General features: G+C 72.7%; 21 protein-coding genes and 2 riboswitches. Of the genes, 15 read left to right on the plus strand and 6 right to left on the minus strand.

Annotation, left to right across the window (positions count from 1 at the left end; genetic code table 11):
* The first annotated feature begins 285 nt into the window (after positions 1-285).
* A complete protein-coding gene (locus ABZS69_RS65110) occupies positions 286-3153 on the plus strand; it encodes a BTAD domain-containing putative transcriptional regulator (RefSeq protein ID WP_355394582.1) in 2868 nt (955 codons plus the stop codon).
* Positions 3154-3164: 11 nt separating this feature from the next.
* Here ABZS69_RS65110 and tenA read toward each other — a convergent pair whose 3' ends face one another.
* The 3 genes from tenA to ABZS69_RS65125 all read right to left on the minus strand — a co-directional run bounded on the left by tenA (position 3165) and on the right by ABZS69_RS65125 (position 6654).
* Positions 3165-3848: a thiaminase II gene (gene tenA / locus ABZS69_RS65115; protein ID WP_355394584.1), complete on the minus strand. Its 684-nt coding sequence runs from the start codon at positions 3846-3848 to the stop codon at positions 3165-3167.
* Positions 3840-3935: riboswitch (TPP riboswitch) on the minus strand. Its footprint overlaps the gene before it by 9 nt.
* Positions 3936-4070: 135 nt before the next feature.
* Positions 4071-6191 (minus strand): hypothetical protein, encoded by a 2121-nt coding sequence (locus ABZS69_RS65120; RefSeq protein ID WP_355394587.1) that lies wholly within the window; start codon positions 6189-6191, stop codon positions 4071-4073.
* Between the two features lie 244 nt (positions 6192-6435).
* Positions 6436-6654, minus strand: a complete 219-nt coding sequence (locus tag ABZS69_RS65125; RefSeq protein ID WP_355394590.1) for a hypothetical protein — start codon at positions 6652-6654, stop codon at positions 6436-6438.
* Between the two features lie 269 nt (positions 6655-6923).
* Here ABZS69_RS65125 and ABZS69_RS65130 point away from each other — a divergent pair, with 269 nt between their 5' ends.
* Positions 6924-7751 carry a class I SAM-dependent methyltransferase gene (locus ABZS69_RS65130; protein WP_355394593.1) on the plus strand — a complete coding sequence of 276 codons (828 nt, stop codon included), beginning with the start codon at positions 6924-6926 and terminating at the stop codon, positions 7749-7751.
* Positions 7752-7762: 11 nt separating this feature from the next.
* Here ABZS69_RS65130 and ABZS69_RS65135 read toward each other — a convergent pair whose 3' ends face one another.
* Positions 7763-7900 (minus strand): hypothetical protein, encoded by a 138-nt coding sequence (locus ABZS69_RS65135; protein ID WP_355394596.1) that lies wholly within the window; start codon positions 7898-7900, stop codon positions 7763-7765.
* A 117-nt stretch (positions 7901-8017) separates the two neighbouring features.
* Here ABZS69_RS65135 and ABZS69_RS65140 point away from each other — a divergent pair, with 117 nt between their 5' ends.
* The 12 genes from ABZS69_RS65140 to ABZS69_RS65195 all read left to right on the plus strand — a co-directional run bounded on the left by ABZS69_RS65140 (position 8018) and on the right by ABZS69_RS65195 (position 23205).
* Positions 8018-8488 carry a MarR family transcriptional regulator gene (locus tag ABZS69_RS65140; protein WP_355394599.1) on the plus strand — a complete coding sequence of 157 codons (471 nt, stop codon included), beginning with the start codon at positions 8018-8020 and terminating at the stop codon, positions 8486-8488.
* 96 nt (positions 8489-8584) lie between these two features.
* Positions 8585-8705: riboswitch (SAM riboswitch) on the plus strand.
* 53 nt (positions 8706-8758) lie between these two features.
* On the plus strand, positions 8759-9874 hold the full coding sequence (locus ABZS69_RS65145) for an ABC transporter substrate-binding protein (protein ID WP_355394602.1): 1116 nt from the start codon (positions 8759-8761) through the stop codon (positions 9872-9874).
* Entirely contained in the window at positions 9853-11004 is a 1152-nt protein-coding gene (locus ABZS69_RS65150; RefSeq protein WP_355394605.1) for an ABC transporter ATP-binding protein, read from the plus strand. Before ABZS69_RS65145 ends, ABZS69_RS65150 begins: the two co-directional genes overlap by 22 nt.
* Positions 11001-11858 (plus strand): ABC transporter permease, encoded by an 858-nt coding sequence (locus tag ABZS69_RS65155; protein ID WP_355394608.1) that lies wholly within the window; start codon positions 11001-11003, stop codon positions 11856-11858. The genes ABZS69_RS65150 and ABZS69_RS65155 overlap by 4 nt, the downstream gene beginning before the upstream one ends.
* Entirely contained in the window at positions 11851-12651 is an 801-nt protein-coding gene (locus tag ABZS69_RS65160) for an ABC transporter permease (RefSeq protein ID WP_355394611.1), read from the plus strand. The genes ABZS69_RS65155 and ABZS69_RS65160 overlap by 8 nt, the downstream gene beginning before the upstream one ends.
* Positions 12648-14753: a hydantoinase/oxoprolinase family protein gene (locus ABZS69_RS65165; protein ID WP_355394614.1), complete on the plus strand. Its 2106-nt coding sequence runs from the start codon at positions 12648-12650 to the stop codon at positions 14751-14753. The genes ABZS69_RS65160 and ABZS69_RS65165 overlap by 4 nt, the downstream gene beginning before the upstream one ends.
* Before the next feature lie 2 nt (positions 14754-14755).
* Complete coding sequence (locus tag ABZS69_RS65170; RefSeq protein ID WP_355394617.1) at positions 14756-16792, plus strand: hydantoinase B/oxoprolinase family protein; 2037 nt, start codon at positions 14756-14758, stop codon at positions 16790-16792.
* Positions 16789-18057 carry an amidohydrolase gene (locus ABZS69_RS65175; RefSeq protein WP_355394620.1) on the plus strand — a complete coding sequence of 423 codons (1269 nt, stop codon included), beginning with the start codon at positions 16789-16791 and terminating at the stop codon, positions 18055-18057. Before ABZS69_RS65170 ends, ABZS69_RS65175 begins: the two co-directional genes overlap by 4 nt.
* A 252-nt stretch (positions 18058-18309) precedes the next feature.
* Positions 18310-19731, plus strand: a complete 1422-nt coding sequence (locus ABZS69_RS65180; protein ID WP_355394623.1) for an RICIN domain-containing protein — start codon at positions 18310-18312, stop codon at positions 19729-19731.
* A 109-nt stretch (positions 19732-19840) separates the two neighbouring features.
* Positions 19841-20785, plus strand: coding sequence for a hypothetical protein (locus tag ABZS69_RS65185; protein WP_355394627.1), 945 nt, complete (start codon positions 19841-19843; stop codon positions 20783-20785).
* On the plus strand, positions 20782-21870 hold the full coding sequence (locus ABZS69_RS65190; protein WP_355394630.1) for an FAD-dependent oxidoreductase: 1089 nt from the start codon (positions 20782-20784) through the stop codon (positions 21868-21870). The genes ABZS69_RS65185 and ABZS69_RS65190 overlap by 4 nt, the downstream gene beginning before the upstream one ends.
* 27 nt (positions 21871-21897) lie before the next feature.
* Entirely contained in the window at positions 21898-23205 is a 1308-nt protein-coding gene (locus ABZS69_RS65195) for a cytochrome P450 (RefSeq protein WP_355394633.1), read from the plus strand.
* 52 nt (positions 23206-23257) lie between these two features.
* Here the strand turns inward: ABZS69_RS65195 and ABZS69_RS65200 are convergent, their stop codons facing one another.
* Positions 23258-24157: an ABC transporter ATP-binding protein gene (locus tag ABZS69_RS65200; RefSeq protein ID WP_355394636.1), complete on the minus strand. Its 900-nt coding sequence runs from the start codon at positions 24155-24157 to the stop codon at positions 23258-23260.
* Positions 24158-24175: 18 nt separating this feature from the next.
* Positions 24176-24799, minus strand: a complete 624-nt coding sequence (locus tag ABZS69_RS65205) for a TetR family transcriptional regulator (protein WP_355394639.1) — start codon at positions 24797-24799, stop codon at positions 24176-24178.
* Positions 24800-24937: 138 nt separating this feature from the next.
* On the opposite strand from ABZS69_RS65205, the gene manA reads away from it, so the two are divergent.
* A complete protein-coding gene (gene manA, locus ABZS69_RS65210) occupies positions 24938-26095 on the plus strand; it encodes a mannose-6-phosphate isomerase, class I (protein ID WP_355394642.1) in 1158 nt (385 codons plus the stop codon).
* Positions 26096-26176 lie beyond the last annotated feature (81 nt).

Consider the following 26176-nt stretch of genomic DNA (forward strand, 5'->3'; position numbering starts at 1 on the left):
CACGCCGTCGCAGCCGGGCCCGATGCGAGGCTGAAGAGCAGGGCGAACCCAGCCGTAAGCACCCCTCTGGTTCTCATGCGGATACCTTTCTGCGCACACCGGAGGAGCGATGTCCGCCGGCGCCGCGAATCCTGTCCGTCGGATCTTGCGAAGCGCTCTTTCTGCGGATCAAGATTGCGAGTCCGGCATACAAAGAACATCCAAAATCGGTATAAAGGCCCTTCCAGCTTGAACGCACTCAACGGGCGGCCCCGCACGGCGCCCAGCTCAGGAGAACGCGCGGTCATGGTGGTTGAACAGCCCGTATTCAAGGTCCTCGGGCCGTTACAGGTCCGGGGCCCGAATGGGCCCTTACACGTAGCGGGCAGGAAGCCCAGGCTTCTGCTCGCCTCGCTGTTGCTGGAGGCCAACGAGGTGGTCAGCTCGGAGGCGCTCGTCGAGGTGCTCTGGCCGCGGACGCAGCCGTCGTCGGCCGTGGCCAACCTGCGCACGTACGTGAGCGCGCTGCGCTCGGCCGGCGTCCAGATCGAGGCCCGCGCCTCCGGCTACACGATGGAGCTCGCCCCGGGGCGGCTGGACGCCCTGGCGTTCGAGGACCTGGTGGGCAGAGCGCGGGCGGCGGGGCGGCCGGAGGAGACGGCGGAGCACTTACGCCGGGCGCTGGCGCTGTGGCGCGGCACGCCACTCGGCGACCTGCCCGCCAGCCCGCTGTGGGACGGGCGCTTACGCTCGCTCACCCAGGCCAGGCTGACCGCGGCCGAGGAGCTCGTGGCGCTGAAGGTGGCCCGCGGCGAGCACGCCGCCGCGATCGACGACCTGCGCGACCTGATAGGCGAGCACCCCTACCGCGAGGACCTGTGGCAGCAGCTGATCCTCGCCCTGCACCACAGCGGCCGTCGGGCCGAGGCCCTGAACGCCTACACCACGATCAGGCGGCAGCTCGTCGACGAGCTGGGCATCGAGCCGGGGCAGGAACTACGCGAGGTGCACGCCTGCGTACTGGCGGGCGATCCCCCGCCCGCGCCCGCCGCGGCGCCGCCCCACCAGCTCCCCCCGCCCGCGCCCGTCGTGGCGCCGCTCCACCAGCTCCCCGCGGACGTGCCGGACTTCACCGGCAGGGCGCAGGACGTAGCGGCCGTGACCCGCGCCCTGTCCCCCGAGGCTCGGCGGCCGGACGGACCGCCCGCGATCGCCGTGGTGACCGGACCGCCTGGAATGGGCAAGTCCGCGCTGGCCGTGCACTGCGCCCACGCGTTGCGGCCGGACTACCCCGCCGGCCAGCTCTATCTGTGCCTGGGCGGCACCGACGCCGACCCCGCCGACCCCCTCGACCTCCTCGCCGAGGCGCTGCGCGCGCTGGGCGTCGCGGAGGCGACCCTGCCACCGACCGTACGCGAGCGGGCCTCGCTCTACCGTTCCCTGCTGTCCGAGCGCCCCATGCTCGTCTTCCTGGACGACGCCGCCGACACCGCCCAGGTACGCGCCCTGCTCCCCGGCAGCGGCAGCGCGGTGCTCGTCACGAGCCGGCGGCGGATCGCCGAACTGCCCGGAGCGCTCCAACTCGAACTCGACGTGCTGCCCCCCGCGGAGGCCGAAGAGCTCCTGGGCAGGATCGTCGGCCCCGGACGGGTGACCGAGGAGCGCGAGGCCGCCCAGGCGATCGTGCGCGCCTGCGGCCACTTACCGCTGGCCGTCCGGGTGGCCGGGTCCCGGCTGGCCGGACGGCCCGGCTGGTCGCTGGCCGTGCTGCGGCAGCGGCTGGAGGACGAGGCCGGCCGCCTCGACGAGTTACGCGCCGGCGACCTCGAGGTACGCGGCTCCTTCGAGCTCAGCTACCAGCGGCTGCCCGACGACGCCGCCCTGGCCTTCCGCGCGATCGGCCTGCTGGGCGAGCAGTCCGTGCCGGGCTGGGTGGCCGACGCCGTGCTCGACCGGCCCCGCGCCGACGCCGTCGTGGACGCCCTGGTCGACGCGAACCTCCTACGCCTGGCCGGCACCGACCACGTCGGCCAGCCCCGCTACCGGCTCCACGACCTGATCCGCTGCGCCGCCAAGGAGAAGGCGGGCGGCGACACCGAGCGGCACGCGCTGGCCCGGGTGCTCGGCGGCTGGCTGACCGCCGCCGAACACGCCTCCTTACGACTTCCCACCACCCTCTTCGGGCTGACCTCCGACCTGGCGCCCCGCTGGAGCCTGGAGCGGGAGACCCTCGGCCGCCTCACCGCCCAGCCGCTGTCCTGGTTCGACGCCGAGCGGGAGTCCCTGGTCGAGGCCGTACGGCTGGCCGCCGACGCGGGCCTGGCCCAGTCCGCGTGGGGGCTGGCCGCCACCTTGGTCCCGTACTTCGACCTGCACTGCCTCCTGGACGAGTGGCAGCTCACGCACCGCCTCGCCCTGGACAGCGCCCGCGCGGCCGGCGACCGCCACGGGGAGGCCGCCATGCTCCGCGGCCTGGCCCAGGTCTGCCTCTACCAGGACCGCTACGCCGAGGCCGAGGACATGTTCCGGCGGGCCCGCGTCATCTTCCACGAGCTGGGCGACACGCGCAGCGAGGCCATCTCGATCTGCGGGCTGGCGGCGGTCAACCAGTTCTCCAACCGGCACCTGAAGGCGCTCGGGTCCTTCCGGCACGCGCTGGCCATGTTCCTGGCCATCGGCGACCGCAGCGGCGAGGCGTACGCGCGGCAGGCGATCGGGCGCGTCTACCTGTCGCTGCGGGACCTGCGGCAGGCGTCCAGGTGGCTCGGGGACGCGCTGCGGCTGGCCGAGGAGCTCGGCGACGCCCACCGCGAGGGCTGCGTGTCGATGCAGCTCGGCCGCCTGTACGACCTGTCCGCCGAGTCGGAGCGGGCCATGCGCTTCCAGGGGCACGCGCTGGACATCTTCGAGGCGCTCGGCGATCGCCACTGCGGCGCGTACGCGATGCGGAACCTGGGCGGGCTCCAGGTGGCCAGGGGCCACCGGTCGGACGGCTCCGACCAGCTGGAGCGCTCCCTGGTGATCTTCCAGCAGCTGGGTGACCGCAGCGGGGAGGCGGACACGTACCAGACGCTCGGGGAGCTCTACCGCTCCTCCGGGCGCGCCGCGCTGGCCACGCACTACCTGCACCAGGCCCGCGAGCTGCGCAGGGAGCTCAGCGAGTCGTTCGCGTGAGGCCAGGGTGCCTAGGAGAGCCATTGTCCGGTGGGCCAGGTCTCCAGGCGCCAGGCGCTGTCCCAGAACATCCACTCGTACTCGGTGGCCCGGCAGAACGCCTCGTCCATCGCCCGGCGCGTCCCGGGGTCGGCGGTCTCGGCCAGCCGGTCGGCGATGGCCTTGGCCTGCTCGACCGAGGCGGCGAAGGCGGGGTCGGAGTAGGTGCCGATCCAGGTCCCGTACGGGTGCTCGGCCGCGCCCGCCGTGCGTTCGAGCAGCGCCGCGCCGACGTCCTGGTAGACCCAGAAGCACGGCAGCACGGCGGCGGCCAGCACGGGCAAGGGGGCGGCGAGGGCCGTGGCCTGGAGGTAGGAGGAGTAGGCCAGGCAGGTCGGCGAGGTGGCCACGGCCGCCGTCTCCTCGGCCGTCAGCCCGAACTGCTCCAGGTAGCCGGTGTGCAGGGCCCGCTCGACGACCAGCGCCGTGTGCGCGCTCTGCGCGAAGAACGCGGCGTCGGCCGGGGAGGTGGCGCGGGCCGAGGCCGTGGCGAGGACCTTGGAGTAGGCCACCAGGTAGCGCCCGTCCTGGACGAGGTAGAACGCGAAGCGCTCCCGGTCGAGGGTGCCGTCGCCGAGCGCGGTGTTGAACGGGTGGTCGTGGATCGCCTTGAGCAGCGTGGCCGTGCGCGTCCAGAGCTCATCACAGAAGGTCACCGATGACGTCCCTTCGCTAGTGCGAACTAGATCAGGTTCGACGGGTGTGATCTCAGCCCGGCAGCCCGGGCACCCCGCGTCGCGTTCAACGCTAGCAGAAGGCACGGCCCGGTCGTGAGGAAGGCTCGGAAGCTAGACAGCCAGCAGGCCCGTGGGGCCTACCTGGATTCGAACCAGGAGAAGGAAGCTCCCGAATGGCCTCACGACCGGAGGTCGAACGTATCAGGCGGGGATCAGTTCGTGCAGCGTGCCGGGTGTGTAGACGCGCGCCCCCGCCGGGAGGTCGGCCGGCGCCTCCAGGCCGATGTAGGTGGTGTGCCCGGCCGTGGAGCTCTTCGCGCGCAGCAGGTCGGCCAGGTAGCGGACGCGCAGGTAGTCGCGTTCGACGATGGAGCGCACCAGCAGGGAGGCGGTGACGCGGTTGCCCTCCACCTGGTTGAAGCCGGGGTCGCCGTTCAGGTAGAGGTGCAGCCACTTCACCAGCCAGCCGCCGTCGCCGCCGCGCAGGAAGACGAGCGGCAGGGCGACCGCGCCGGAGCCGCGCAGGTCCGACTTCATGCGCACGGTACGCGGCTCGAACGGCCTGCCCTCCTGCGCGGCGTCCCTGGTCATGTATCCGAAGAACGCCTCGGCGGCCTCGTCGAACCGCTCCCCGGCGTAGATGTGCACCTGCGGGATGATGATCGGCTGGGTCGCGGCGGCGAGCAGGATGTTGATGAACTCGGACGCGCCCTCGGGCGCCTCGGTGAGGTCGCCGGAGTACTCGGCGAAATCGTTGGTGTAGTTCGTCCAGGAAATGTGCGTCGGGTTGTCGTAGGAGTCGTCGAGCATGAGGGCGGACAGGTCGTAGTCGGTGCGCTGCCCGGCCTCGCGCCAGTGGACGAAGAACCTGAGCAGCTCGCCGTCCACCGCCGAGACCGAGCCCCGGGGCAGCATGCCGAGGCCGGGCGCGACGGCCTTGCCGGACAGCGGCAGGGCGACGTCGAGCACGTCGGGATCGACGATCAGCTCGCCGGGGTCGGGGAGGCGGCGGGTGATCTCCTCGTCCAGGATGGCCAGGGTCCGCGACAGTGCCTCCTCCGCCAGCGGCGAACGGGAGTCGGGGGTCGCCCACGCCCTGCCGTACCGGTTGGTGAAGACGCGGCCCGCGACGGGGGCGAGCCGGTTCTGCAGATGCTCGCGCAGCGACAGCAGGACGCGGCCGGAGGCGCCGGCGGCGGCTCTTTCCGCCGCATCCAGCACGTCCGTGGCGTCCGGCGCGTCCGTCGCGCGCAGCAGGTGGTCGAGGCGGCGCAGCAGCGCGCCGGGCGCCTTCTCCAGCAGCTTCACCGCCTCGGCGGTGCGGCCCGCCGACAGGGCGGCCTCGACCCTGCTGTCCAGGCTCTCGGCCCGGCGCGTGCCCCTGGCCGTTTCGAAGACGGCGGCGGCGTTGGGGAACTGCGGGTACTCGTGGGGGTGCAGCCGCTCGCCGAGGCGCTTCCACTCCTCCCGGTGGCGCGGCACGTCGCCGAGCTTGGCCGGGGACGCGACCGCGTCCAGGGCTCCCAGCAGGGCGCGGCGCTCGGCGCGGCGGAACGAGCGGAACCTGGTGGGCTCGGCCAGCGTGACGTCGCCGCCCGAGCAGCCGCAGGCGAGCCGGAGCACGTCGGTCACCGTGTCGACCAGCAGCGGCCGGCCGCCCGCGAGGCGGACCTCGTTGACGATCGCGCGGTTCTCGCGCACGGGGATGCGCTCGGGCTCGTCGGCGCAGAACCTGGCCAGCAGCCGCAGCGCTTCCAGGTCCTCGGCGGCCAGGGGCACCTCGGAGCCCGCCAGGGAGAAGTAGAGCTCCCGCGCCTCCGACTCCAGGCTCCCGCCCAGCTCCAGCACGCTCACCCGGTCACCGGCCAGCGGGATCAGCTCGTCGTGCGCGGCCAGCAGGTCCGCGTAGGTGTGCTGGTAACGGCCGTATCCGGGCAGGGAGAGCAGGTTGAGCGTGGAGGTCCGAACGCGTGCGGCGGCGACCGGGTCGAGCAGCGCCTCGCGCAGCAGCCCGGCCCAGAACTCCAGCGTGTCGGGCACGTTCTTGGGGAAGTCGAGGAAGTAGGCGTTGTGCTGGACGTGGTCGCCGACGAGGGTGCGGACGGCGGCCAGAATGCGGACGCCGAGGTCGACCACGGTCTCGCCGCGCAGCCCCGACAGCCGCTCGAGCAGCGTGGCCGAGCACGTGAAGCCGACGCTGAGCAGCGCCGCGTCGAGCTGGCGGGCGGCGGTCTCGCCCCAGCCGGACGCGGAGCCGGCGGGGGCGGCGCCGATGGGGACGCGCAGCCGGCGGGCGATGACGAGCCTTTCCAGAGTGTCCACGAACGGCACCATATAGCCGGGACACGCCCGAACGCCGGGGGTTTTCCGTGGGCCCTGAACGAAAATGACCATGGTCAGCGCCAAGGGCCACCCGCGCGCCCCGGCCGGGCGCAGCACACCCGCCCGCGCCGGCGCGGCCAGGACCCCGGCGCCGCCCACCACCGCGATCACGAGCCCGGGCGCGGTTCCGTGCTCAGCCGGTGCGGGCCGCGCTCATGGGCCAAGCAAGCGACCGCGTAAACCGCTACCGGACCCAGAGTTCCCAGTAGGTGCCGCTCCCCGAGCATTCGTACTGGTTCCACCCCTCACGGACCCACATCTGGCCGGCGTCGACGCAGTTGTGCTTGCTGGTGTACACGCCGATATACGTCCAGGCGGCCGCCTGAGCGGAAGCGGGGGCGCTGAGCACGCTGACGATCGCGGCGACCATACCCGCCAGCAGGAGCCCTGCACGTAGACGCATCCGTTCCTCCTTGAAACCCGGGAAGCGAAACATCATGATCATGCTGGAAGCGCACACCCGAACACAAGTGTTCAGCAATTCTGTTCACGATCAGTTCAAGCCGGGCAGGCGGCACACCGGACGCCGACCCCACACTCGGGGCCTTCAACACGGATGCCGCCCGAAGGCGCTGGAGGTGCGTTTCTGGATCGCCCGCTGCTTGCAGTGGCGTCGGCGGTTGCCGTTAACCAGTGGCGTCCCCGTGGACGAGTCTCCTAGCCTGTGCGCTCGTGGCTGATGATCCGAAGATGCGCCCGGAGCGACGTGACCTCGGCCGGTTGTTCAACGAGGTGCCGGAGCTCTACGACCGGGTCCGGCCGGGATACCCCGACGAGTTGTTCGCGGACCTGGGCAGCATCACCGGGATGGACGAAAGCTCGTCGGTGCTGGAGGTGGGCTGCGGTACCGGCCAGGCGACGCGCTCGCTGGCAGCGCTCGGCTGCTCGGTGACCGCGGTCGAGCCGGGCGTGGAAATGGCCGCACTCGCGCGCCGGCGGCTCGCCGGCTTCGGCAACGTCACGGTCGAGAGATCGACGTTCGAGGAGTGGGACGACCGCGGTGGACGCTTCGACGTCCTCGTGGCCGCGTCTTCGTGGCACTGGGTCGACCCGTCGATCGGCTGGCGGCGAGCGCACGACGTGCTCCGTCCCGGAGGCTGGATGGCGCTGCTCGGCCACGTCGTCGTCCGCCGGCCGGGAGAGCCCGAGGTGTACGCCGAGACCGCCGACCTCCACGAGCGGTTCTGCCCCGGGAACCCCGGTTGGGGCCATCCGCCGCTGGAGGACGACGTGCGCGCCACCGACGAGGGGTGGGGTCTGGTCGACGATCCCGGCGGCTTGTTCGGCCCGACGATCGTGCGCTGGTACCCGACCGTTCAGTGGCTCAACGGGGACGGCTTCGCCGATCTCCTTCGCTCGACGTCGCTGTATCGCAGACTCGACCGCGACGTCCGTGAACCCCTGCTGGACGCTCTCGCCGAGCGCATCCGCACACGGATGGGCGACCGAGCATCACGCCGCTATCTGAGCGCCCTCCGCGTCGGACAGCGCGCCGAGTGAGTCGTGGCTGGTCATGCGACCTTGGCCGGGTAGTCGATCCATCTCGCCGAGCCGGCCGGGCCCGGCACCACCGCCCAGCTCGTGGCCCTGCTCGGGCAGAGTCTGGACACCGCGGGCGGCCGCCTCGTGGCGTTGCGCAGGACGGGCATCCGCGTTCTGTACGCACGCACGGCCCTCGGTGACGCCCTGATCAACGGCCGACACCCGGCGCCCCGGGATTGCTAGACTGATCGTTCGCGTTCCGAATCAATCAGAGGGTCGGCGGCATGGCCAAGGCAGCGGATGGGCACGTGGGGGTCGTCGCCGGGCTGGTGCGTGCCTCCTTCCTGGTGAACGCCGTCTATGCGGAGTCGGCGCGCGAATACGGGATCACCGCGCAGCAGGGGCAGTTGCTGTGCGTGCTGATGGCGCAGCCGTACGGGATGCGGGAGCTGGGCGGGATCCTGCACCTGGCCAAGTCCAGCCTCACCGAGCTGGTCGACCGCAGCGCCCAGCGCGGCCTGGTGCGGCGCGAGCCGGATCCGCGCGACGGGCGCGCCGTCCGCGTGGCGCTCACCGGGCAGGGCGCCGAGCTGGCCGACGCCTTCTACGCCGCGACGTGCGCGCGGATCGACGAGCTCCCCTCGAGCCTGGAGCCCGGCGAGCGCGACGCGCTCGGGCGGCTGCTGGGCCGCGTGGTCGAGGACAACCAGGTTCCGGTGGTCTTCATGGAGCCCGCCGACGCGACCGCGCGCTGACGCGTGCCCTTCAGGTAGGGTCGAGCAAAAGAGACAATAGCCACTAAACTTCTCCCTACGTCATATCTATGTAAATCCTACTGATATAGTCGTTTATGTCACGAGTCCAGTGCTAAGCCCCGGCTTGCTGGACGGCAACCCTCCCACCGCGGCGGGGTGCCCCGGGTGATGACATGGTCGTCGAGCTGAACGGTGCTCCTGGCGGCAAGCGCGGATGTCGAGTCGTGCTGCCATGCGCCCTTGGCCGGCTGCTCGAATGGGAAGGGAAAGATGAAGGGCGGATTCACTCGCCTCGCGGGACTGGGCATGGTGGTCGCGCTGGCGGTCACGGCCTGCGGCGGCGTCGACACGGCCGGCTCCTCGGGCGGTTCCTCGGACACCGGCGGCTCCTCGGGCGGAGCGAAGCAGGAGCTCACGGTTACCGCGTTCGCGGGAGCGTGGGGAGAGCTGTTCAAGAAGTCGTTCGTGGAGCCGTTCGAACGCGACACCGGCGCCAAGGTGAACCTCGTCTACGGCGCGAACGCCGAATGGCTCACCAAGCTGCGCGCGGCCGGCGGCAAGAACCCTCCGTTCGACGTCATCGCCTTCACGCCGGACGCGTCGCTGCCCGCGGCCTCCGCCGGGCTGCTCCAGCCGCTGGTCACCGACAAGCTGGCGCACTTCAAGGAGCTGGACCCGGTGCTCGCCGGCAAGTCCGCGTACGACGGCAAGCAGTACGGCGTGCCGCTGACCACCGGCTCCACCGGCCTCCTCTACCGCACCGACAAGATCAAGACGCCGCCCGCGGACTGGACGGACATCTTCGACAAGCAGTACTGCGGCCACGTCGCCCTGCCGCCGCTCACCTACAACCCGGGCCTGGAGTTCTTCTCCGCCCTGGTCACCTCCCAGGGCGGCAAGCTGTCCGATCCGGCCGCCGTGGACAAGGCGTTCGACAAGCTCGCGACCCTGAAGGGCTGCGTGTCCTCCTTCCCCGCCAACGCGGGCAACGCCGCCACCGTCATCGAGAACGGCGACGCCTGGATCATGCCCTTCTGGGACGGCCGCGCCTTCGCCATGGCCCAGGCGGGCTCCCCGATCGGCTTCACCTACCCCAAGTCCGGCCCCGTGGGCGCGCTGACCTCGTACTTCATCGCCGCCGGGACGCAGCGCAGCGACCTGGCGAACAAGTTCCTCGACTACCTGACCGCCGCGCAGAACCAGAAGCCGTTCGCCGAGGGCACCTGGTACGCCGCGGGCAACGACTCGATCTCCTACAGCGAGCCGTTCGAGCAGAAGGTGAAGCACGGTCCCGACGTCTTCAAGAAGTTCATCTGGGTGGACTACACGATCGCCACCCCCAAGCTGAACGAATGGCAGCAGCGGTGGAACCAGATCTTCGGCTGAGCGCGGAAGAAGGCGGCGGGCACGTCGAGATCGACGGGCTCGCCGCCGGGTACGACGGCGCGCGCGTGCTCGACGTGGACCGGCTGTCGATCCGCAAGGGCGAGTTCCTGTCGATCCTCGGGCCCAGCGGCTGCGGCAAGACGACGCTGCTCAACTGCATCGCGGGCTTCGTCCGGCCCACGGCCGGGCGGATCGTGATCGACGGCTCCGACGTGACCGGGCGGCCCCCGTACCGGCGGGGTCTGGGCATGGTGTTCCAGAGCTACGCGCTCTTCCCGCACATGACCGTGGCCGCCAACGTGGCGTACGGGCTGCGCGTGCGTCGGCTCGACCGGCGGACGCGGGACGAGCGCGTGCGGGAGGCGCTGGGCCTGGTCGGCCTGGAGGGGTACGCCGGGCGGCGGCCCGGACAGCTGTCCGGCGGGCAGCAGCAGCGGGTCGCCCTCGCCCGCGCCCTGGCCATCCGGCCCGCCGTGCTGCTCCTGGACGAGCCGCTGTCCAACCTGGACGCCAAGCTGCGCAGGGAGATGCGGGTGGAGCTGCGTGCCATCCAGCGGCGCATCGGCACCACCATGGTCTTCGTCACGCACGACCAGGAGGAGGCGCTCGCGCTGTCCGACCGGGTGGCCGTCATGCACGGCGGCCGGGTCGAGCAGCTCGGCACCCCCGACGAGGTCTACCGGCGGCCGGCCAGCCGGTTCGTCGCGCAGTTCATCGGCGCGGCGAACGTCCTGGAGGGCACGGTGACCGCCTCGGGCGCGCTGGACGCCGGCGGGATCGTCGTCGAGTGCGGCCCGCTGTCGCTGCGGCCGGGCGACCACGCCGTCGTCGCCGTCCGCCCCGAACGCATCCACCTGACCGTCCCGGGCCCGGACGACGCGAAAGCACCGAAGGACACCCCGGGCGCCCCGGACGGCGGGGGCGCCGGTGGGGTGGCCGGGACGGTGGGTTATCGGGCTTTCGCCGGGGACGCGTGGCACGTGGAGGTGCGGCTGGCCGACGGGCGCACCCTGAGCGTGCAGGTCGCCGACACCGGCGCGGGCGCCGAGGACCCGCCCGGCGCGGGCACGTCCGTGTTCGCGAGCTGGGATCCCGCCGACGTCATCCTCCTGGAAACGGAGGCGCGATGACACGCCGGTGGGCGGGCCTGCCGTACGCACTGCCGCTCGTCGCCTTCCTGGCCGCCCTGTTCCTGGTCCCCCTCGTACGGCTGCTGCGGCTCAGCTTCAGCCCCGTCGACGCCTTCAACGCGGCGTTGCCCGGATTCACGTTCGAGCAGTACGCCCGGGTGTTCACCGAGCCGTACTTCTACGGCTCCCTGCTCCGGACCCTGGCCACCGCGCTCCTGGTGGCGGTGCTGTGCGTGGCGCTGGCGTACCCGGCCGCGCACTTCCTGGCCCGGCGGCGCCCCGGCGTGGTGCGGACCCTGCTGTTCGTCATCGTGATCTCGCCGCTGCTGACCAGCGTGGTCGTCCGCACCTACGGCTGGGTCGTGCTGCTGTCCGGCAACGGGCTCGTCAACCGGGCGCTGGTCGCGTCCGGATTGCGTGACCAGCCGGCACAGCTGCTCACCAGTTACCCGGCCGTCGTGGTCGCGGTGACGCACGTGCTGCTGCCGTTCGCGATCATCCCGCTCACGACGGCGCTCGGCGGCCTGGACCGCAACCTGCACCGGGCCTCCCAGACGCTCGGAGCCGGGCCGATCAGGACGTTCCTGCGGGTCACGGTCCCGCTCAGCCTGCCCGGCGCGGTCACCGGCGCCCTCATCGTCTTCGCGCTGGCCATGGGCATCTACATCACGCCGCTCCTGGTCGGCGGGGTGACCCAGCCGCTGACCGGCATCCGGGTCTACGACCAGGTGACGACGGTGTTCGACTACCCGGTGGCGGCGGCGCTGAGCTTCGCGCTGCTCGCGCTGACCCTCGTGGCCACGGGGTTGCTGGCCAGCGTGTTCCGGATCTGGGAGAGGCGCCTTCATGGCTGAGCGGGGCTACGACAGGATCGTGCGGCTGGTGGCCGCGGGCCTGGCGGCGCTGGTGTTCCTGTTCCTGATCGCGCCGCTGGTCGTGCTGGTGATGAGCTCGTTCAACCGGGCGGGCTCGATGGCGTTCCCGCCGTCGGGGCTGTCGCTGCGCTGGTACGCCGAGGTGCTCGGCTCGCCCGACTGGCAGGTCTCGTTCCGGCTGAGCGGCCTGCTGGTGCTCCTGGTGGTGCCGACGACCGTGGTCATCGGGACGCTGGCGGCGTACGGGCTGACGCACGGGTCGTTCCCCGGGCGGCGGCTGCTGCAGGGATTCGCGCTGTCCCCGCTGATGGTCCCGGAGATCATCGTCTCGCTCGGCCTGCTCTACTACTTCCACGGCGTCGGGCTCATCAACTCGGTGACCGGGCTGTGGCTGGCGCATTCGCTGGTGGCGCTGCCGTTCGTGGTGCGGGCGGTCATGGTGAGCGCGGCGCAGCTCGACCCGGCGCTGGAGCGGGCCGCCCTGAGCCTGGGCGCGGGGCGGGTACGGGTGTTCCTCACCGTGACACTGCCGCTGCTGCGGCCCGGCATCCTCGCCGGCGCGATCCTCGCCGCGGTCACGTCGCTGGGCGAGGTCGCCGTCACGGCCCTGGTGGCGGGCGCCAACACCACGACGGTGCCGCTGCGCATCTTCTCGGCCGTGCAGTATCAGCTCGACCCGTCGATGGCCGCGGTCTCCACGCTGCTCATGGCGGCCAGCGTGGTGGTGATGGTGGTCGCGGACCGATTCGCTCGCATCTCGGAGGCGTTGTGACAAGCACGGGTACGGTGACCGCGGCAGGCGCGCGGATCGGCATCGACGTCGGGGGAACGTTCACCGACCTCGTGGCCTCCGTACCGGAACGCGGCCTCGTGGTGCACCACAAGGAGCCGAGCACGCCGGCCGACCCGTCCCTGGCCGTCGCGGACGGGCTGGCGGCCCTCCTCGCCCGCGCGGACCTGCGGCCCGGCGAGGTCTCGGGCCTCGTCCACGGCACCACGATCGGCCTGAACGCCGTCATCCAGCGGCGCGGCGCGCGCATCGCCCTGGTCGTGACCGAGGGCTACCGAGACATCCTGGAGATCGGCCGCAGCCGCATGCCCTCCTCCTTCGACCTGTACGCGGGCAAGGAGGAGCCACTCGTCCCCCGCAACCTCATCGTCGAGCTCCGGGCCCGCCTGGGCCCGCGTGGCGAGCGCGTGAGCGAGCCGGACGCCGCCGAGCTGGACCGCGTCGCCGCGCGCCTGCGGACCACCGGGGCCGACGCGGCGGCGGTCGTGATCCTGCACGGCTACACCGACCCGGCCTTCGAGGAGGGCGTCGCGGCGGGCCTGCGCGAGCGGCTGCCCTCGTTGCCGGTGACGGCCTCGGCGACCGTGTGGCCCGAGGTGCGCGAATACGAGCGTGCCCTGGTGGCCTGCATGAACGCCTACATCCAGCCGCTCATGCGCGACTACTTCGCCCGCCTGGAGAGCCGGGTGCGCGGGCTCGGGGTGTCGGCGCCGATCTTCATCAGCGCGTCGAACGGCGGCTCGATGAGCCTGCGCTCGGCCGCGGAGCGGCCCGTCGAGACCGTCCTGTCGGGGCCGGCCGCCGGCGTGGCCGCGGCCGCCCGGCTGGGCGCCGGGGCCATCGTCACGTTCGACATGGGCGGGACCAGCAGCGACATCGCCGTGTCCGTGGACGGGTCGCCCGAGCTGGCCACCCACACCACGGTGGGCGGGCTGCCCCTGATCGTGCCGGTCGTGGCCGTGCACGCGATCGGCGCCGGAGGCGGGTCGGTCGTCCGGGTGGACGGGCAGGGCGTGCTCAAGGTCGGGCCGGGCAGCGCGGGCGCCGACCCCGGCCCGGCGGCGTACGGCAGGGGCGGCGACCGGCCGACCGTGACGGACTGCTACCTCGCGACCGGGCTGATCGACCCGCGCACGTTCCTCGGCGGCCGGATGCCGCTCGACGCCGACGCCTCGCTCAAGGCCCTGTCGGGTATCGCCCCCCACCTCGCCTCCGGGGGCGAAGCGGCCGGGGGCGAAGCGGCCGCCTACCGGGTGGCGGAGTCGGCGTTGCGGGTGGCGACGGCGGGGATGGCGACCGAGCTTCAGAAGATCATGGCGCAGCGCGGGCTCGACCCGCGGCGGTTCGCGCTCGTGCCGTTCGGCGGCGCGGGTCCGACGCATGCCGCCATGCTCGCCGAGGAGGTCGGGATCGCGCACATCGTGGTCCCGCCGACCGCCGCCACCTTCTGCGCCCTGGGCGCCGCGGGCGCCGACCTGCGCCGCGACTTCGCCCGCAGCCTGCGCCGCCCGCTGGAGGCCGCGAGCGCCACCCGCCTGGCGGGCGTGCTCGCCGAGCTGTCCGCCCAGGCCCGGGAGTGGCTCGCCGAGCAGAACGGCGAGGCCGGGGCCGGGGGGCGGCTGTCGTTCGCGGCCGACATGCGCTACTCCGGCCAGGCGTACGAGCTCCGCGTCGCCCTCGACCCCGACCGGCTCGACGTCGAGGCGGTCTCCGAGGCGTTCCACGCCGAGCACGAGCGCCTGTACGGCTTCCGCGACCAGGACGCGACCATCGAGCTCGGCACCGCCAGGCTCGGCGTGGCCGGTCCGCCGACCGAGCTGCCGCCCGCCGCCGTCCCCCCGGGCACGGGCGCGCCCCCTCCCGCGCACCGCAGGCGGGTCCTGCTGGCCGGCACCTGGCACGACGCCCAGGTCCACCTGCGCGAGTCCCTGGGCGTGGGAGACGCGTTCGACGGTCCGGCGATCGTCGAGCAGGACGACACCACCGTGGTCGTGCCGCCCGGCTGGTCGGCGGACGTGGACGAGGCCGGCAACCTGCACCTGCGCCGGACGGACGGCGCCCACAACCACCCCCGGAAGGCCTGAACGTGCGGCTCGACCCCGTCACCATGGAGATCGTCGGCAACCGGCTCAGCGCCATGACCGAGGAGATGTGCCTCACCCTGCAGCGCACCAGCCGCTCCCTGTACGTCAAGGAGACCGCCGACTTCTGCTGCGCCTTCGCGGGCCTGGACGGCGGCTTCGTCGCCTACCCGCGCGGCATCGGCGTCTCCGGCTTCGTCGGCCTGAACGTGCTGACCGCCGTACAGGCCGCCGGCCCGCTGGAGCCCGGCGACGTGATCATCACCAACGACCCGTACCGCTCCGGCGGCCTGGCCACCCACCTGACGGACATCCAGCTCATCGAGCCGTATTTCCACGAGGGCGAGCTGGTCGGGTACGGCTGGGCGTTCATCCACTGCTCGGACATCGGCGGCCGGGTGCCGAGCAGCCTGTCGCCGGTCAACGACGAGATCTTCCAGGAGGGCCTGCAGATCCCGCCGGTCAAGCTGGTCCGCGCCGGGGAGCCGAGCCGCGACGTCGAGGCGCTGATCACGGCCAACAGCCGCACCCCCGAGGCGAACCTGGGCGACATCAGGGCCATGTGCGCCGCCCTGCGCACCGGCCGGGAGCGGCTGGCCGGCGTCGTCGCCCAGCACGGCCTGGCCGCCGTGCTCGACGCGCAGCGCGACCTGGTCGAGTACACCGCGGGCAAGGCACGCGCCGCCCTGGCCACGCTCGGCGACGGCACCCACCGCTTCGTCGACTACCTCGACGACGACGCCGTCTCCAGCCTCCCGGTCCGCCTGTCGGTCACCGCGACGCTGCGCGCGGGCGACCTGCACCTCGACTTCACCGGTACGGATCCGCAGGTCGCCGCGGCGTTCAACATCGCGACCCTGGGCCGGCCGCACGCCTGGATCACCACCAGGGTGCTCGCGCTCATCTGCACCCTTGACCCCGGCATCGCGCTCAACGCGGGGCTCATCGCGCCGATCACCGTCACCACGCCCGAGGGCTCGCTGGTCAACCCCGTGCACCCGGCCGCCGTGGGCGTGCGGCACGCCTCGGCCAACCGCGTCAACGACGCCATCGGCGGCGCGCTCGGGCTGGCCGCCCCGCACGTGCTGCCGGCGGCCTCCAGCGGGCTGGTGGTGCCCGTGGTCGTCGCCGAACAGCGCGGCGCCGGCCAGAACGTGCAGGTCCTGGAGCCGATGGTGGGCGGTACGGGTGCGCGCGACGGCGCCGACGGGGTGGACGGTCGCGACAGCGGCATCTCCAACCTGTCCAACAACCCGGTGGAGACCGTCGAGACGGAGATCGGGGTCGAGATCCTCAGGTACGGGCTGCGTACGGACTCGGGAGGCGCCGGGCGCTGGCGCGGCGGGTGCGGGCTGGAGCTGACCTTCCGGGTGCGCGGGGAGGGCTCGAAGCTGCTGGCCCGGGGGCTGGAGCGGATGTGCTTCCGCCCGTGGGGCGTGCGCGGCGGCGCTCCCGGCGCGGCCACCGAGCTGATCGTCAATCCGGGCACGCCGCGGGAGCGCCGCCACTTCAAGATCGACCTGCTGCCGCTGGAGCCCGGCGACGTCGTCACGCTGCTGACCTCGGGTGCGGGCGGCTACGGCGACCCGTACACCAGGGACCCTGAGGCGGTCCTGCGGGACGTGGAGCGGGGCGTGGTCTCCTTCGAGGCGGCGGCGCGCGAGTACGGCGTGGTGCTGGCCGAGCGGGACGGTGGCCTGGCCGTGGACGCCCCGGCCACCGCGAACGCCCGCGCCCACCGGCCGGAGCGCCCCGCCGCCGACGGCGGCCCGGAGGGCCGGGAGGCGGGCGCCGCCGACAGCGGGGAGGAGCGGCGGGCGTGGGAGTCGGTGTTCGACACCGCCGCCGTCGACCGCCTGGTGGCCGCCCTGTTCCGGCTCCCCCGCCCGGCCCGCACCCCGCGCAGGACGGCCCTCTACACCGCGGTCCTGGCCGGGCTGCCGGCCGGCTTCCCCAGGACGCCCCCCACCCCCGAGCAACGCGACGCGGCCCGCCGTACCCTCATCCAAGAGATCTCCCAACTGGAACGGATGTCGGCATGAGCGATCAGGACGCCATCGACGCGATCATGGCCGAGCTCACGGGCCCGGCGCTCGACGAGCTGGCCGAGCTGTATCGGGACCTGCACCGGCACCCCGAGCCCGCCTTCGAGGAGAAACGCACGGCGGGCATCGCCGCCGACCGGCTGCGGGCGGCCGGGTTCGAGGTCGTCGCGGGCCTGGGCGGCACCGGTGTGGCGGGCGTGCTGCGCAACGGCGAGGGCCCGACCGTGGCGCTGCGCGCCGACATGGACGCGCTGCCGGTGCTGGAGGACACGGGCCTGCCGTACGCGAGCACCGCCACCACGCCCGACGGGGTGCCGCTCATGCACGCCTGCGGCCACGACATGCACGTGACCTGCCTGAGCGGCGCGGCGCGGCTGCTGGCGGCCGGCCGCGACCGGTGGCGGGGCACGCTCGTGGCGCTGTTCCAGCCGGCCGAGGAGATCGCGGCCGGGGCGCGGGCCATGCTGCAGGACGGGCTGTTCGACCGGATCGGCACCCCCGACGTGGTGCTCGGCCAGCACGTCTTCCCCAACCCGGCCGGGACGCTGCTCCTCAGCCCCGGCGAGATCCTGGCCGCCGCCGACAGCATGGAGATCCGGCTGTACGGCCGGGGCGGGCACGGCTCGCAGCCGGAGCGGACCGTCGACCCGGTGGTCCTGGCCGCCTCGACCGTCATGCGGCTGCAGACGGTCGTCTCGCGCGAGGTGTCCCCGTTCGAGCGGGCGGTGCTGACGGTGGCCCAGATCCACGCGGGCCACAAGGAGAACATCATCCCCGACGAGGCGTCCATCACGATCAACCTGCGCTCGTTCTCCCCCGAGGTCCGCCGCACCCTGCTGGCCGGGGTCGAGCGCGTGGTCAACGCCGAGGCGGCCGCCTCCGGCGCGCCCCGCCCGCCGGAGATCCGCCCGCTCAACTCCTTCCCCCTCACCGTCAACGACGACGACGCCACGACCCGGGTGCGCGCGGCGTTCGCCAGCCGCTTCGGCGCGGGCCGCGTGCCGGAGATGGCGCCGCTGATGGGCAGCGAGGACTTCGGCCTGTTCGGCGCCGCGGCGGGCGCGCCGTCGGTCTTCTGGGGCCTCGGCGGCGCCGACCCCGAGCTGTACGCCCGCGCCGAACGGGAGGGCCGGCTGCGCGAGGACGTGCCGGGCAACCACTCCCCCTTCTTCGCGCCGCAGATCCTCCCCACGCTCCCCACGGGCGTCGAGGCCCTGGTCATCGCCGCCCTGGCCTGGCTGCCACCCGTGACAGCTCGATAGCGACGCGGTTCCGGCGCGTTGAAAGTTTCACGCGCCGACCTGCGCGGACGCCGCCCGGCGAGAGCGTGGCTGGTGCCCGGGTGCGGCCCGATCTAGGGTGGCGATGCCTGTCCGGTGCCGGCCGCCCGACCGATGCCGAAGTGGCGCGCCCCCACGCGAAAGGGACCCCCGATGGCACCTCGGCACCGGCTCGTTCGGAGACCCGCCAGGGCAGCCGCGTCACCGTCTCCGCGAGCTGCACGGGCTGACGCCATGTCCCGTCTCCTGACCCTGCTGGCCGGGCTCTGCCTGGCGCTCGCGCTGACGCCCGCCGTCCCGGCGACGGCCGCCCCCGTGACCGTGCCGGTGGGCGCGCAGTTCACCGACACCTCGGGCAACCTGCTGCACGCCCACGGCGGCGGAGTGATCAAGGTCGGCTCGTACTACTACTGGTTCGGGGAGAACCGCAACGCCGACGGCACCTTCCGGTACGTCTCCGCCTACCGCTCGGCCGACCTGCGCACCTGGGAGTTCCGCAACCACGTGCTGACCCAGTCCAGCCACGCCGAGCTGCAGGTCGCCAACATCGAGCGGCCCAAGGTCGTCTACAACGCCGCGACCGGCCGGTTCGTCATGTGGATGCACAAGGAGAACGGCCGCGACTACGGCGAGGCGCGGGCCGCCGTGGCGGTCTCGGACACGGTCGACGACGCCTACACCTACCTGCGCAGCTTCCGGCCGCTCGGCCACATGTCGCGTGACATCACCGCGTTCGTCGACACCGACGGCGCCGGCTACATGATCTCGGCCGCGAACGAGAACTACGACCTGCACGTCTACCGGCTCAGCGCCGACTACACCGACGTGGCCTCACTCGCGCGCATGTGGGCCGGCGACCACCGGGAGGCGCCGGCGATGTTCAAGCGCAACGGCGTGTACTTCATGCTGACCTCGGGCGCGACCGGCTGGCAGCCCAACCAGGCCCAGTACGCCACCGCCACCAGCATCACCGGCACGTGGAGCGCCTGGCAGAACGCCGGCGACTCCCAGACGTTCGGCTCCCAGCCCGCCTACGTGCTGCCGGTGCAGGGCACGTCCGGCACGTCGTACCTGTACCTGGGCGACCGGTGGGCCGGCGCGTGGGGCGGACCCGTCAACGACTCCCGGTACGTGTGGCTGCCCGTGCAGTTCCCCACCGGCACGTCCATGAGCCTGACCTACGCGCGCCAGCTCACCATCGACGCCGCCGCCGGCACGATCGCCACGACGGGCTCCGGCTACGACCGGCTGGCGGTGCGCCACTCCGGCAAGTGCGCCGACGTGCGCAACGCCTCCACCGCCAACGCGGCCGCCGTCATCCAGTACGCCTGCGGCGGCGGCGCCAACCAGCAGTGGCGCGTCCAGTCGATCAGCGGCGGCTACGTGCAGGTCGTGGCCCGCAACTCCGGCAAGTGCCTGGACGTCGACGGCGTCTCCACCGCCGACGGGGCGGCGCTCCAGCAGTACACGTGCGGCACCGGCAGCAACCAGCAGTGGACGCTGCAGGACGCGGGCGGCGGCTACCTGCGGCTGGTGGCCAGGCACTCGGGCAAGTGCGCCGACCTGCCGAGCTCGTCGCAGGCCGACGACGTGCAGTTCAAGCAGTATCCCTGCAACGGCGGCCAGAACCAGCAGTTCACCCGCACCCCACTGTGACCAGCGCCGGCGCACGATAGCCCCAAGCCACAGAAGAGCACGTCAAGCACCGGTCAATACCCCAGCCCCGCCTCTTTCGGCACAAATCGTGACGTTAGAGTGACATATTGTGAACGAATCGAAGCGTGTGGAAATCACCTGGCCCAGCCTCGGTATCACCGTGAAGGCCGAACTCGACCAGCGCAACCGCGCCCTGGCCCAGTGCCTGTGGGACGCCCTGCCCTACCGCAGCCTGCAGGGGCACGCCCTGGTCGCCGGATATCACCTCTACCACCTCGCACCGGTCCATTCGCTGCTGCACACACCAGCGGAATACCGCGTGGACCGGCGTACCGTGCCCGACGGCACCCTGTTCTGCTCGCGGCTGCAGCATCTCGGCATCAAGTACGGCGAGCTCACCGAGCCCATGACCGCCACCCCGATCGGCCAGGTCGTCCCGGAGGACCTCGACGCCCTGGTCCAGGCCGGCCGCGACGTCTGGCACTCCGTCTACACCACCAAGAAGCCCGTCATCGCCGAAGTACGCCGCGAGGGCGAGCCCAGCGGCCACCAGCTCCCGCGCCTGCCCATCGGCGACCCGCAGCTCAACGAGCTGGTCAAAGACGTGCACGCCGAGACCGAGCGCATCTGGCTGGACCCGCCCCGCGAGCTGCTCGACCTGCACGCGGGGCGCATCCCGTCCGGCGCCGGCAGCTACGAGACGGTCCTGACCACGCTGCTGTTCGTCAACGGCGAGACCCGGCCGCTCGGCTACAGCTGCTACGGCGGCCTCGTCCGCGCCGCCCTCGACGGCATGCCGATGCCGTGGCTGCGCCAGATGACCCGCCAGCTCGCGCACACGCCCGCCGAGTTCCTCGGCTACTGCGGCCTCGACACCCTGTGGGGCTTCACCCAGCGGCTGCTGGACGGGCTCGACCGCCTCGACGACCACGAGGACTTCGTCTCGGTCATGGCCCACATGGCCCTCTACTGCAACTGCCTCGGCGGCTGGAACCTGCACCTGTTCCCATGGGAGGCGGGCGAGCACCTGCGCCGCGAGGAGACGCCCGCATGAGCAGTCCGCGGGTAGTGGTCGTCGGCGGCGGCGTGATCGGCCTGTCGATCGCGTACCACCTGGCCGAGGCCGGCGTCGACACCACGCTGTTGGAGCGGGACACGCTCGGCTCCGGCGCCTCGCGCGCCACCGCCGACGTGGTCCGCTCCTACTTCGCCGGCAACCCGGTCAGCTCGGCGCTGGCCGTGCGCAGCCTCGCGGCCTACCACGCCTTCCCGACCAGGCCCGGAATCGACCTGCCCCTGCGGCAGGTCGGTTACCTGGTGCTGTTCACCGAGGCCGACCAGGTCACCGCCTTCGAGGCCGACCTGCCCGCCCAGCACGCCGCCGGCGTCGACGTGAACCTGATCAGCGCGGAGGAGGCCAGGGAGCGCAACCCGCTCATCGGGGACCTGCCGCTGCGCGCCGCCGCGTACTCGCCGCAGGCCTACATCTCCGACACCACGGCCATCGTCACCGCCTACGCGCGGGCGGCCGAGCAGGCGGGCGCGACGCTGCGTACCGGCTGCCCGGTCACCGCCATCGACACGCGGGCCGGACGCGTACGGACCATGGACGGCGAGATCGACGCCGACGCCATCGTGTGCGCGGCCGGCGCCTGGTCCGCCTCGCTCGTCCGCGAGGCGGGCGTGGACCTGCCGCTCACCGAGCCCATCGAGCAGGAACTGCTCACCACCGACCCGCTGCCGCCGGACACGCCCGACATCCCGGTCACCCTGCACGCCGCCAGCGGCCTGCTCGTACGGCTGCGCGGCGACCGGCTGCTCATCGGCATGGGCTACCCGGGACCCGACCGGCAGGCCTGGCGGCGCCAGGTCGCCGAACGCCTCGCCGCCACGTACCCGAGCCTGGCCGGGGTCGCGCTGCACACCGCCGTCACCGGCCTGCGCGACGCCAGCCCCGACAAGACCGCCTTCATCGGCCACCACCCGGGACCGCCGGCCTTCCTGTACGCGACCGGTTTCTCCGGGCACGGCCTGTGCAACGCGCCCGCCGCCGGCGAGCTGGTCCGCGACCTGTACCTCGACCAGGACCCCGGCTTCGACGCGACTGCGCTGGCCCTGAGCCCGCGACGCGCCGGATGACCCAACGACAGATGGACGGGGAGACCCATGAGCCAAGACAGCCGCCTCGACCAGGACACTCTCGAAGCTCGGGAAGAGGAAGCCGCAGAAGGCCACGCCCCGGACAGCGGCCCAGGATGCCCGCATGCCCGGTTCGTCCTCGACCCGGCCACCCCGAGCCTGCACGCCGACAACGACCGGCTGCGCGAGGCAGGCCCGCTCGTGCCCGTGACGGCCGAGGGCGTGCCCGCCTGGGCCGCCACCCGTTACGCCACGCTGCTGGCGGTCCTGACCCATCCGGACCTGTCCAGGGACATCCGCCACTGGGCCACCCGCGACACCTGCCCGGCGGGCACCGCCATCGACCGCATCGTCACCGACACCTCGATGCTCAACGCCGAAGGCGAGGACCACCGCAGGCTGCGCACCCCCGTGGCCGGCGCGTTCACCGCGCGCCGGCTCCGGCAGCTGCGCCCCAAGATCGAGGCGCTCACCCAGAGGCTCGTCGACGCGCTCGCCGACCTGCCGCCCGACCAGCCGGTGGACCTGCGCAAGGAGTTCGCCTACCCGCTGCCGCGCGAGGTCATCTCCGAGCTGATCGGCATCCCGGCCGAGCACCAGGACGCGCTGCACGAGCTCTCCGACGCCGTGGCCCAGGTCTCCGACACCCTCGACGACTCGCCCGAGGTACGCCGGGCCCTGCACGAGCTGCTCGACCGGGTCATCGAGGAGCGCCGGGAGACGCCCGGCGAGGACCTCATCACCGACCTGTTCAAGCTGCGCGAGAAGGACGGCGACCGGCTGTCGTCCGACGAACTGTTCGCCACCATCGAGCTGCTGTTCATCGCCGGGCACGTGACCACCGTCAACCTCATCACCAACGCCATCGGCGCCCTGCTCAACCGGCCGGACCAGCTCGAACTCCTGCGCACCGGCCAGTGCGACTACGGCTCGGCGGTCGAGGAGACGCTGCGCTGGGACTCGCCGATCGCCTACTTCCCCATGCGCTACGCCGTACAGGACGTCGAGATCGACGGCGTGCGCCTGCGGGCCGGCGAGCCCGTGCTGGCCTGCTTCGCCGCCACGGGGCGCGACCCCGGCCAGTACGGCGAGAACGCCCACCGCTTCGACATCGCCAACCCGCCGAGCGCCCACCTGGCCTTCGGGCACGGGCCGCACTTCTGCCTCGGCGCGCCGCTGGCCAGGATCGAGGCCGAGATCGCGCTGAAGGCGCTGTTCGAGGCGTTCCCGCAGATCGCGCCGGCCGCGCGGCCCGAGGACCTGGCCCCGCTGGACACGCTGCTGGGCAACAGCACCCGCAGCATGCCCGTCCTGCTCGGCCCGCGGGCCCGCTGAAACGCCCCGGGCGGGCGGGCCTGCCCTCCCGGGGTCAGCGGACGCTCTCTTCTCACCACACGCTCTCTGGGCGCCGGTCGTAGTGGCGCAGGAACATCTCCTCCAGCGTCGGCGGCCGGCTCACCAGGCTGCGCACGCCCGCCTGAGCGAGCCTGCGCATCACCGGGTCCAGCGCCGCGCCGTCCACGCTGAAGCGCACCCGCCCGTCACCGGCCCGCAGGTCGTGCACCCCGGGCAGCTCGGCCAGCCCGTCCGGCGGCCCCGCCAGCTCGGCCTCGATCGACGTGCGGGTCAGGTGCCGCAGCTCCGCCAGCGTGCCCGTCTCGACCGTGCGGCCGTCCCGGATGATCGTCAGCCGGTCGCACAGCGCCTCGACCTCGGCCAGGATGTGGCTCGACAGCAGCACCGTGCGCCGCTCCCGCTCCTCCCTGACGCACTCCCTGAACACAGCCTCCATCAGCGGGTCCAGGCCGGAGGTGGGCTCGTCCAGGATCAGCAGCTCCCCCTCGGAGGCCAGCGCGGCGATCAGCGCCACCTTCTGCCGGTTGCCCTTCGAGTACGTACGCGCCTTCTTGCGCGGATCCAGGTCGAAGCGCTCAAGCAGGTCCGCCTTGCGCCGCTCGTCCAGCCCGCCGCGCAACCGCCCCAGCAGGTCGATCACCTCGCCGCCCGACAGATAGGGCCACAGCGTCACGTCGCCCGGCACGTACGCCAGCCGCCCGTGCAGCTCGGTCGCCTCCGACCACGGGTCACCGCCCAGCAGCCGGGCGGTGCCCCCGTCGGCCCGCACCATGCCCAGCAGGATCCGGATCGTCGTGCTCTTCCCCGCCCCGTTCGGCCCCAGGAACCCGTGCACCTCTCCCGCGCGCACGGTGAGATCGAGGCCGTCCAGCGCCTTGACCGTCCCGTACGACTTCACCAGCCCCTGCACCGCGATGGCGTCGTCAGTCATGGTGCCGCTCCTCCAGATTCACGCGCTCGCGCCCCGATCGAGGGCCTTCCTGGCCTCCGCGGCCTCTTCCAGGCTGAGCAGCGGGTGAGAGTAGAGGTCCACGATCACCCGCATCAGCTTGACCTGCCCCTCCGGGCTGGTCAGATCCACACCCATGCCGCGCTCGACGTGCTGGCGCAGCACCGTGGCCGACAGCGCCATCGCCGCGATCACCGCCGAGCGGGACCGGGCGTCCACGTCGGGAGGATCGGGGCGGCTCTTGTCGACCTCGGCGATCCACCCCTCGCCGAGGTCGACCATCTCGTCGAACAGCGGCGCCGCCCACCCCTCCGTCAGCGCCCGCGCCAGATAGGGCTGGTAAGGGCCCAGGACGGCGGCGGGGTTGAGCCCGGTGCCGTACGGGTCCTCCGCGGCCTGCCGGCTCAGCCTGCGGATCGTCTTCATCAGGTGCGCGTCGCACGCCTCGCGCAGCCCCTGCTTCGAACCGAAGTGATGGCGCACCAGGCCCAGGGACACGCCGGCGGTCTCCGCGATGCCGCGGATCGTCGCCCGCTCGAAGCCGTGCTCGCCGATGTGCTGCATCGCCGCGTCCCTGATCCGCGCGCGTGCCGTGAGATCCTCCGGATCCGATGCGGTCGTCATCCCGTTCCCTTGTACAGCCGACTGTTCATCTGAAAAGCAGGCTATACCTCTGTATAGCGACCCCGCAACGCGACCCCCGGCTACGCGCATCGGCCCGTCTCGTTCTACGCTCCATGCACGACGATCGGAGACCACGCCGTGCCACAGCCCGACCCGGCGCCCATGCGCCTGGCCACCGCCATCCGCCCCTACGACTGGGGCTCGGTGACGGCCCTGCCGCAACTCTTCGGCACCGAACCCACCGGCCGGCCGCAGGCCGAGCTCTGGATGGGCGCCCACCCCGGCGACCCCTCCACCGTCGGAGGCACCCCGCTCAACGAGCTCATCGCCGACGACCCCGCGGGCACCCTCGGCGAGCCCGCCGCCGCCCGCTTCGGCCCCGCGCTCCCCTACCTGCTCAAGGTCCTGGCCATCGAACGGCCGCTCTCCCTCCAGGTCCACCCCACCACCGAGCAGGCCCAGGCCGGATACGCCGACGAGGACGCCCGCGGCATCCCCGTCGACGCCCCCACCCGCACCTACAAGGACACCTCGCACAAACCCGAGATGGTCTGCGCGATCACCCCCTTCCACGGCCTGTGCGGCTTCCGCGACCCCGCCGCCACCGCCGGCCTCCTCGACCGCCTCGCCCTGCCGGACCTGCGCCCCTGGACCGACCTGCTCAGGGCGGGCGACCTGCGGACGGTCTTCGCCCAGATGCTCGACGACGCCCACGAGCCGCTGCGCGCCCAGGTCGAGCAGGCCCTGCGCGAGTCGGACGACCCCGACCTGACCGTCTACGGCGACCTCGCCCGCGCCTGCCCCGGCGACCCCGGCGTCACCGCCGCCCTCCTGCTCCACCACGTCAACCTGGCCCCCGGCCAGGCCCTCTACCTCGGCGCCGGCATCCCCCACGCCTACCTCGGCGGCATCGGCGTCGAGATCATGGCCAACTCCGACAACGTGCTGCGCTGCGGGCTCACCACCAAGCACATCGACGTGCCCGAGCTCATGCGCGTCGTCGACTTCACACCGGCCGGCCCGCACCTGGTCCGGCCGGAGCAGGGCGTGCCCGGCGAGCACCACTACCGGCCGCCGGTCCCCGAGTTCGCCCTCACCCGCTACGACCTGGAGACCCCGCACACGCTGGCCGCGGGCCTGCCCCAGATCGTCGTCTGCGTCGAAGGGGAGGCCCGCCTGGCCGACCTGACGCTGCGGCCGGGCGAGTCGGCGTTCATCCCCGCGGCCGCCCCGTCGACGCCGCTTGCGGGCAAGGGCACGGCGTACCGCGCCGCGCCCGGCGCCTTTACAAAGTAGACTCAGCGGGCCCCTTCGGGGCGTGGCACATGTGGGAAAATCCTGCTCGGTCGCTCGCCGACGTCGCCGAAATCATGGCGC

This window comes from Nonomuraea sp. NPDC005650 (assembly GCF_040605375.1).
In the GTDB taxonomy this organism is placed as follows: Bacteria; Actinomycetota; Actinomycetes; order Streptosporangiales; family Streptosporangiaceae; genus Nonomuraea.